Here is an 8,707-nt window from a genome sequence, read left to right as displayed (position 1 = left end):
GCCTGCTGAGTCGCTGCCGGGACCTCGTGCCGCGTTCTTGCCGGCTGACGCGAGGCGGTCAGAGGCTGGCTCTGCCGTGGGTAAAGTAGCCGCGGAAACAGATGTCGGACTTGGGGATGTGGCGGGTGCCGACGAGATGGCGGCGCACGCCGGTCGCCAGCGAGGATTCGCCTGCTGTCCAGGCGTAGAAGCGGCCGTCGGGAAGCTGGTCCTGCTTCACCGCCTCAAGGGCGAGGGCGCCGGGTTTCGCGGAGGGATCACTGCGCGGCAGCCAGTGGATGGCGGTGCCCGGGGGCGCAGTGATCTCACTGCGGATGTCCTCAGGGGCCGGGACCTCGAGGAACACCTCGGCCGGCAGCGCCTCGGAGGTCTCGGTGGAGCGTTCCAGGATGGCGAGAATTGCCGGCAGCGCGCTCTCGTCACCTACAAGAAGCTGCCAAGTGGCGCCAGTGGTGGGCGCGTAGCTGTATCCCTGGTCCAAGAAGGCCACCTTCGCCCCGGGCTCGGCAGCCAGCGCCCACCGGCTCCCGGGGGCAGCGGGCTTGTGGGATGCGTTGCTTTCGTGGAGCGCGATCTCGATGTCGAACGCCAGCGCGTCGCGCCTGAAACGCCGGATCGAGTACGTCCTGACCCTTGGGCGCTGCTTGGCGGAGCCTTGCAGGGTGAGCTGGAGAATCCACCGCTCACTGCTCGGCAGGAAGACGTTGTCATCGTCAGGGTCGGCGAAGAAGAGGCGACCGGACTGGTCGAACCCCGACCGATCGAGGTGCTGGATGTCGTCTCCACCCAGCGTGATGGACATGAAATGAGGGCTGATCTGCTCACTGCCCTGCACCGTCAGCGACAGCATCCGCCGCCTGCGCGGGCGCTGGATTCGGGGAGTCATCGCCGGCAGCTCTCACGGCGGCGGGCGCGGGTCTCAATGCTCATGCGCCCACTGTCAGCTCCAGGATGCCCGTCAGGCCACCGGTAAACTGACGCCTTATGCCGAAAGACCGCCAACCTTCGACAGCGCCCGCAGAAACCGAAGAAGCGACGCTGCAAGGGGCAGCGTGGCTACCGCACGGTTACCAGCTCGATCCGCACTCACACCCCCAGGGGCAGATCGTGTACGCCGCTGCCGGCGCGCTGGCCACCGCGACGGAGCGCGGTACCTGGGTCGCCCCGGCCAACCGTGTCACGTGGACGCCGCCGCACTTCGCGCACTCGCACCGCTTCTACGGCCAGACCGATGTCCGTCTGCTCGCCGTCCCGCTCGACCTGTGCGCGGAGCTCGTGGATCATCCAAGCGTCTTCGCGGTGAGCCCCCTCTTGCGCGAGGCACTCCTTGCATTCACCGACCGGCCGGAAAGGCGGCCCGGTGCGCACAGGAGACTGCTCACCGTGATCGTGGACGAGCTCGCCGACGCCGCCGAGCAGTCCTTGCACCTACCCGAAGCCAGTGATGACCGGCTGCGTTCCGCTACCGATCTGCTGCATGAGGATCCTGCCCGGCCCGCCACCCTGGCGGAGCTGGGACGGATGGTGGGGGCCAGTGAGCGCACCCTGAGCCGCCTGTTCCATGCAGAACTGAGTATGAGCTTCCACCGCTGGCGCACCATCCTGCGCATCCACCACGCCCTGGCGCACCTCGCCGACGGCATGTCCGTCACCGAGACCGCGGTGGCGTGCGGCTGGTCCAACCCCTCCAGTTTCATCGACGCCTTCACCGAGGTCGTCGGCCAGACACCCGGCCGCTATCAGGCGGACCTACGCAACTCCAGCAAGTAGCCGAACCCGCTTCCAGTGCTCGAGAAACACTTCGGTGCCGCGCGCCCCAAGGGATTGGCGGCTTTTCCGTATCTGCTGTCCATTCACCGGTGGTGGACTGAATGGTGTGGGTTCCAGAGTGGTGCCATGACCGAGACACGCGAAAACACGACCGTCGTCATCATCGGGGCCGGTGTCGCCGGCCTGACGCTCGGCAACTTCCTGCTGCGCAACGGCATCGACTGCATCGTGCTGGAAAAGCACCCCCGCGCCTATGTAGAGCAGCGCCAGCGCGCCGGGACCATCGATGCCTTCGGGGTGCGGATGTTCCGTGAGTGGGGTCTGGAAGAGGTCCTGGCCGGCGACACCATGCCGGAGAGCGAGGGCGGCTTCTACATCGATGGCGAAGCGATGCCGATCGACGTGGCCGACGACAACAACGAAAGCCTCTACTGTCCCCAGCAGGTACTCGTGCGCAACCTCACGGACGTCTTCCTGCGCGACGGCGGAGACCTCCGCTACGAAGCGGCCGCTGTCTCCTGGGAGGACGTCACCGGCGAGCGCCCCGTCGTGCGCTACCGGCAGGCGGACGGTTCAGCGAAGGCCATCGACTGCGACTTCATCGCCGGCTGCGACGGCTTCCACGGCGTGAGCCGGGGCACCATCCCCGCCTCCGCGCTGACCGAGTACTCCCACGAGTACGGATACTCCTGGCTCACCGTCCTGGCCGCGGTGCCGGCGAGTCCGTCCGGCATGGCAATCCACGAACTGGGCCTGGCAGGCATGATCCCCCGGGGCCCGCAGGCCAGCCGCATCTACCTGCAGTGCTCGATCGACGACACCCCCGAGCAGTGGCCGGACGAGCGCATCTGGAGCGAGCTGGAGGCCCGCTTCGGCTGCCCCGTATCGAGCGGCAAGATCGTCACCAAGCAGATCGTGCCGCTGCGCAGCGTGGTGTTCGACCCGATGAGCTACGGCAAGCTGTTCCTCCTCGGCGACGCGGCCCACATCGTTCCGCCGATGAGCGCCAAGGGCATCCACCTCGCCCTTCACGACACCGAGGTCTTCGCCCACGCCGTTATCCGCCGGGTCAAGGAAGGCGACTCCAGCCTCCTCGACAGCTACTCCGAGACCTGTCTGCCGCACATCTGGAACTACCAGGCGTTCGCGACCTGGATCACCGACACCATGCACAACGCAGGCTTCACCGGCTACGAAGGCGAGTTCCGCAAGCAAGTCGCCCGCGCCGAACTGCAGCGCCAGTTCACCTCGGACGCGGCGAACAAGCTGTTCAGTGAACTCATCGCCGGAACCAACTAGCCACAACAGAGGTCCCTTTGCCGCACCCCAATGCCCGACTCACCGTCCATGGCAGACGGCTCCCGATCGACCGGGGCCGCGCGGGCAGGCCCGTTGCCCATGTCGCCGACGAAATGGGCATCTCCCACGCCACCGCCCACAAGGGGGTTCGGCGCTGCCGAGCCGAAGGTAACGCGGGACTGTATGACCGACCTCGCCGTCCGCGAACGACGCCGCGCCGCACCCCCACCGATGTCGAGAGCCGGATTTGCGAGTTGCGGCGCGAACGCAAGCTCGGCCGCGCGCGAATCGGCCCGATCCTGGGAATCCCCGCCTCGACGGTTCGCTCGCCAGAGGGCCAATGCCAATCGGCAGGCCACCACCGACGCGTGCAAGGGCGGCAGTCCGGTTCCTGCTACCGGTCCCGGTTGTTCGCCCAGGTTCTCGGCGCCAGCGGCACCATCCACAAACGCACCACGAGTGCCACACAGCACTCGACGGCCAGCCACCCATCAGCCGCGTCAACAACCCTGCGGGTCAAAACAGCTGGCGCTCCGCGAGAAGTGCCCCCGATGGGCCGTCGATCGTCTGCGGGCTCGTCGTGGCTGGTCGCGCCCCGCGGCGGAGCCGCATATGTCACAGCCCCGCGCCCGGTCACTCGTGGGCCAGAGCCCCCAGCGGATCGTCCAGCACCGGCTGCCACGCCAGTTCCGCCGCGCCGACCAGGCTGTTGTGGTCGAGCGTGCATGCCAGGATCGGCACGCCGCCGCTCTGGCCCCACAGACTGCGGTCGGCGACGACGGCGCGCAGCCGCTCCGGGTCGGCTTCGAGCAACGTGCGGTGCAGTCCGCCGAGGATGATGCGGTCCGGGTTGAGGATGTTCACCAGGCCCGCGAGACCGAGGCCGAGCCGGTCGATCAGCTCCTCGGTGGCTCTACGGACGGACACGTCGTCGTACCGGTTGCGGATCAGGTCGTCGGACTGCCGCACCAGCGACATCTCGGGGCCGGGTTCGCGTCCCGCCGCGGTGAGGAAGGCCAGCGGGTCGGCCTCGACGTCGAGACAGCCGCGGCTGCCGCAGTGGCAGGGGCGGCCCTCCGGGTTGACGGTGAGGTGGCCGACCTCCAGGGCCAGGCCCGAACTGCCGGTGTGCAGACGCCCGTCGAGGACGAGCGCGCCGCCGACGCCCCGGTGCCCGGTGGCCACGCACAGCAGGTGCCGGGCGCCGCGGCCGGCGCCGTGCCGGTGTTCGGCGAGCGCGACGAGGTTGACGTCGTTGCCCGCGAACGCCGGTCCGGTGATCCCGGCGGCGCGTACGCACTCCGCGAAGATCCGGCGGACGGGCGCGCCCACGGGCCAGGCCAGGTGCAGCGGGTTCAGGGCCAGACCGTCCGGTTCGGCGACCGCGGACGGCACGGCGAGCCCGGCGCCCACGCAGCGCCGCCCGGTCGTGCGCAGCAGGTCGGCGCCCGCCTCCACCACGGATCCGAGGACCTTCGCGGGGTCGGCGTCGATGGTCTCGCAGCCCGGCGCGGTGGCGACGATCCGGCCGCCGAGCCCGACCAGTGCCGCCCGGAATCCGTCGGCGTGCACCTGTGCGGCGAGGACGACGGGCCCGTCCTCGGCGACGGACAGCCGGTGCGAGGGCCGCCCCTGCGAACCGGCCGCGGCGCCGGGCCGGGCGTCGACCCGGATCAGCCCCAGCGCCTCCAGCTCGGCGGCCACCGCGCCCGCCGTCGCCCGGGTCACCCCCAGTTCGGCGGTGAGCACGGCCCTGGTCGGCGCCCGCCCGGTGTGCACGAGCTCCAGCGCGGGCCCGAGCGCACCGCGCCCCCGGTCCAACCGCGTCCTCGAGGTGGTCCCTTCCCCCGCCGGCCGGGGGTCCGCCTTCCCGCTCATGACGGCGAGTCTCCCATGATCCGCAGGTCGAGCGGGCTGGGGCCGGTCCGGCGGATCAGGCCGGCTGCACGGAACGGCACCCCGTCAGTGCGGGTGAGCGGGGGGGCGATGGGGGTGCCTCCCGCGCGAGCGCACTCGAGCGTGGGGAATCGGCGGCCGACGACAACGCCGCAGAGCGGCGTTGTCGGCCCCCGCGACGCCGGCATGATCCGCCGGACGGGCCCTACAGGCCGCTGACTCTGAGCGTGACGTTCAGCCGCCCGGTCAGGCCCAACTCGGGCGGTGCGGTGCCCGGGTACACCCGCGGAACCCCGTGGTAGGCGAGCCGGGACGGTCCCCCGAACACGAACAGGTCCCCGCTGCGCAGTTCGACGTCGGTATACGGCCGGGTCCTCGTCTCGGTGTTGCCGAAGCGGAACACGCAGGTGTCGCCGAGGCTGAGTGAGACCACCGGCGCGTCGGATTTCTCGTCGCTGTCGCGGTGCATGCCCATGCGGGCGTCGGCGTCGTAGAAGTTGATCAGTGCGATGTCGTACGCCACAGCCGGTTCGCTCAAGGCGTCGCGCACCGCCCGGCACCCCCATTCGCCCAGCCACTCCGGGAACGGCTTCACGGGCGCGCCGTCCCCGTCGACGACCGTGCGGGCATAGCCGTACGGATACCAGTGCCGGCCCAGGCAGACCTGCCGGGCGGTCATCGTGCCGCCGCCGGGTGTGCGGACCGTGCGGAGGCCTGCCGGCGGACGGGCCCAGTCGCGGCAGGCCTCCAGCAGCTCGCGTTGGCGCTCCGCGTCCAGCCAGTCCGGGACGTGCACCGCGCCGGGCGCGATCTCCGTACGGGCCCTGGGGAACAGCTCGGCGTCCATGCCCCCCATCTTGCCGCCGCGATAGGCCGTCTTTCGTCTGCGGGCCTCGTTGTGGCTGGTCGCGCAGTTCCCCGCGCCCCTTACGGGGCGCTGCCCTACCGCAGCTGACTTCACCAGGGGCCGCTTAGGCTGGGCGCACGATGGACGACCGTATGACGACACCCTGGGGCGAGCTCGCGCTGGCCCGTTTCCCTGAGGACCCGCGTGAGAGGCTGCGCGCGTGGGATGCCTCCGACGACTATCTGCTGAGGCATCTCGCGGACCAGGAGGTTCCGCTGTCCGGGGCGGTCGTGGTTCTCGGCGACCGCTGGGGCGCTCTGGTCACGGCGCTCGCGGCGCAGCGGCCGGTGCAGATCACGGACTCGTATCTGGGCCAGGAGGCGACCCGCGCGAACCTCGCGCGCAACGACGTCGAGCCCGGCGCCGTCACCCTCCTCACCACGCAGGATCCGCCGCCCGCACGGGTCGACGTCCTCCTCGTCCGGGTGCCCAAGAGCCTGGCGCTGCTGGAGGACCAGTTGCTGAGGCTGGCGCCCGCGGTGCACGAAGGGACGGTCGTCGTCGGTGCCGGCATGGTGAAGGAGATCCACACCTCCACGCTGCGGCTGTTCGAGCGGATCCTGGGCCCGACCCGCACCTCGCTCGCCGAGAAGAAGGCCCGGCTCATCTTCTGCACGCCCGAGGCCGCCCAGGCGCCGTCCGCCAACCCATGGCCGCACACCTACACGCTCCCCGACGACATCGGCCCGGCCTCCGGTGCCACCGTCGTCAACCACGCCGGCGTGTTCTGCGCCGAACGGCTCGACATCGGCACGCGCTTCTTCCTGAAGCATCTGCCGTACGACACCGGCGGCGCACGCGTCGTCGATCTGGGCTGCGGCAACGGTGTCGTCGGCACGGCGATCGCGCTGGCCGCTCCCGAGGCCGAGGTGCTGTTCACGGACGAGTCGTTCCAGGCCGTGGCCTCGGCGGAGGCGACGTACAAGGCGAACGGGGTATCGGGGCATGCCGAGTTCCGGGTCGGGGACGGGCTGGTGGGGGTGCCCGCGGGCAGCGTCGACCTCGTGCTCAACAATCCGCCGTTCCACTCCCACCAGGCGACGACCGACGCGACGGCATGGCGGATGTTCAGCGAGGCGCGGCGCGCGCTGCGGTCCGGGGGTGAGCTGTGGGTGATCGGCAATCGGCACCTGGGCTACCACGTGAAGCTGCGGCGGTTGTTCGGCAACAGTGAACTGGTCGCCGGCGACCCGAAGTTCGTGGTGCTGCGAGCCGTCAAGGAGTAGGAGCCGTGGGTGTGTCCGAGGATTCGGTGCGGGACTTCTACGACGAGCTGGCCCCCGACTACCACCTGATCTTCCCGGACTGGGACGCGAGCATGGCGCGACAGGCGGCGGTGCTGGACAAGGTGATCCGGCCGCGCCCGGGAGCCGGGCCGCGCAGGGTCCTGGACTGCTCCTGCGGAATCGGTACCCAGGCGATCGGGCTGGCGCGGCTGGGACATCAGGTCGTCGGCAGCGACCTGAGTCCCGTGGCGGCCGCACGCGCGGCCAACGAAGCCGCCGCTCGTGGCGTACGCCTTCCGGTGGCCGTCGCGGACATGCGGCGGCTGCCGTTCACGCCGTCCGTGTTCGACGTCGTCGTCTGCGCCGACAACGCGTTGCCGCATCTGCTGTCGGCGCGGGACGTCGAGGCGGCGCTGACGGGGATCCGCCGGGTACTTCGCGAGGACGGGTTGCTGGTGGTCACCGTCCGGGACTACGAAGAGGCCCGACGGACCAGGCCCACGGCGGCCCCTCCTCAGGTCTCACGCACCGGGGACGGTGAGGTGATCACCTTTCAGCTGTGGCACTGGCACGAGGACGGCGAGCGCTACGACCTGGAACACTTCCAGCTCCTCCCGGCGGGCGACGGCTGGAGTGTGCGCGTGCGTCGCACCACCTACTGGGCGCTGACTCGCGGGCAGTTGACCGACCTGGTGACCGCGTCCGGTTTCACGGACGTCACTTGGCACACTTCGTTCTACCAGCCGCTGCTCACCGCCCGCCCAGCACCCGGATGATCTCCGCGACCGTCCGCACCATCGCCTCACGCCCGACACTCAGGTACTTCCGCGAGTCCACGGCGTCGGGGTGGGCAGCCAGGTACTCCCGTATCGCGCCGGTCATCGCGAGGTTGAGGGCGGTGCCGATGTTCACCTTGGCGATGCCGCCCGCGACGGCCGCGGTCAGTTCGGAGTCGGGTACGCCGCTGGAGCCGTGCAGGACCAGCGGGACGTCCAGGGCGGCGGCGAGGCGTTCGAGGAGGGCGTGGTCGAGGGTGGCCGTGCGGGTGGTCATGGCGTGGGAGCTGCCGATGGCCACCGCGAGCGCGTCGACGCCCGAGTCGGTGACGAAGGCACGGGCCTGAGCGGGGTCGGTGCGGGCGCCGGGAGCGTGGGCGTCGAGCGGCGGCGCTCCGTCCTTGCCGCCCACCTGTCCCAACTCGGCCTCGATCCACAGCCCTTGGGCGTGCGCCCAGTCGACGGCGGCCCTGGTCGCCGCGAGGTTCTCCTCGTACGGCAGTCGCGACGCGTCGTACATCACGGAGCTGAACCCGGCGCCCGGCGCCTGCCGCAGCAGGTCGTCGCTCTGGACGTGATCGAGGTGCAACGCGACAGGTACGGCGGCCCGTTCGGCGACGGCGACGGCGGCACGGGCGAGCGGAAGCAGGCGTCCGTAGCGGAACTTGACCGCGTTCTCGCTGATCTGGAGGACGACGGGCGCGTCCACGGATTCCGCGCCGGCGATGACGGCCTCGACGTGTTCCAGCGTGATGATGTTGAAGGCGGCGACCGCGGAGTGGGCCGCTGCGGCCCGGGTGACGAGTTCGCCGGTGGTGGTGAGGGGCACGGTG

The 8,707-nt window shown here is 70.5% G+C and carries 8 protein-coding genes and 1 pseudogene; 5 read left to right on the top strand and 4 right to left on the bottom strand.

All coding sequences use genetic code 11. From position 1 onward, the window contains the following. Positions 1 to 58: 58 nt before the first annotated feature. Positions 59 to 850 (bottom strand): siderophore-interacting protein, encoded by a 792-nt coding sequence (locus tag KCH48_RS08210; protein ID WP_210571469.1) that lies wholly within the window; start codon positions 848 to 850, stop codon positions 59 to 61. A gap of 134 nt (positions 851 to 984) precedes the next feature. Here KCH48_RS08210 and KCH48_RS08205 point away from each other — a divergent pair, with 134 nt between their 5' ends. The 3 genes and pseudogenes from KCH48_RS08205 to KCH48_RS08195 form a co-directional block, all read left to right on the top strand. After that, positions 985 to 1,770 carry a helix-turn-helix domain-containing protein gene (locus KCH48_RS08205; protein WP_210571468.1) on the top strand — a complete coding sequence of 262 codons (786 nt, stop codon included), beginning with the start codon at positions 985 to 987 and terminating at the stop codon, positions 1,768 to 1,770. A 126-nt stretch (positions 1,771 to 1,896) separates the two neighbouring features. Continuing rightward, entirely contained in the window at positions 1,897 to 3,069 is a 1,173-nt protein-coding gene (locus KCH48_RS08200; RefSeq protein ID WP_210571467.1) for a 4-hydroxybenzoate 3-monooxygenase, read from the top strand. Positions 3,070 to 3,086: 17 nt separating this feature from the next. Next, positions 3,087 to 3,589, top strand: a pseudogene (locus KCH48_RS08195) (leucine zipper domain-containing protein); the annotation flags it as partial. A 113-nt stretch (positions 3,590 to 3,702) separates the two neighbouring features. Here the strand turns inward: KCH48_RS08195 and KCH48_RS08190 are convergent. Both KCH48_RS08190 and KCH48_RS08185 read right to left on the bottom strand, forming a co-directional pair. Beyond that, entirely contained in the window at positions 3,703 to 4,947 is a 1,245-nt protein-coding gene (locus KCH48_RS08190; protein WP_210571466.1) for an ROK family protein, read from the bottom strand. Between the two features lie 223 nt (positions 4,948 to 5,170). Beyond that, positions 5,171 to 5,812 (bottom strand): alpha-ketoglutarate-dependent dioxygenase AlkB, encoded by a 642-nt coding sequence (locus KCH48_RS08185; RefSeq protein WP_210571465.1) that lies wholly within the window; start codon positions 5,810 to 5,812, stop codon positions 5,171 to 5,173. A gap of 152 nt (positions 5,813 to 5,964) precedes the next feature. Between KCH48_RS08185 and KCH48_RS08180 the strand changes: the two genes are divergently transcribed. Both KCH48_RS08180 and KCH48_RS08175 read left to right on the top strand, forming a co-directional pair. Then, entirely contained in the window at positions 5,965 to 7,098 is a 1,134-nt protein-coding gene (locus KCH48_RS08180) for a methyltransferase (protein WP_210571464.1), read from the top strand. 11 nt (positions 7,099 to 7,109) lie between these two features. Then, positions 7,110 to 7,874: a class I SAM-dependent methyltransferase gene (locus KCH48_RS08175; protein WP_210571513.1), complete on the top strand. Its 765-nt coding sequence runs from the start codon at positions 7,110 to 7,112 to the stop codon at positions 7,872 to 7,874. On the opposite strand, the gene KCH48_RS08170 is transcribed toward KCH48_RS08175, so the two are convergent. Further along, positions 7,849 to 8,703: a class II fructose-bisphosphate aldolase gene (locus KCH48_RS08170; protein WP_210571463.1), complete on the bottom strand. Its 855-nt coding sequence runs from the start codon at positions 8,701 to 8,703 to the stop codon at positions 7,849 to 7,851. The two genes, KCH48_RS08175 and KCH48_RS08170, sit on opposite strands and share 26 nt — an antisense overlap. Positions 8,704 to 8,707 lie beyond the last annotated feature (4 nt).

Source organism: Streptomyces sp. GESEQ-4, assembly GCF_017948455.1.
Classification (GTDB): Bacteria; Actinomycetota; Actinomycetes; order Streptomycetales; family Streptomycetaceae; genus Streptomyces.
This window is presented reverse-complemented; position numbering and strand designations above follow the sequence as displayed.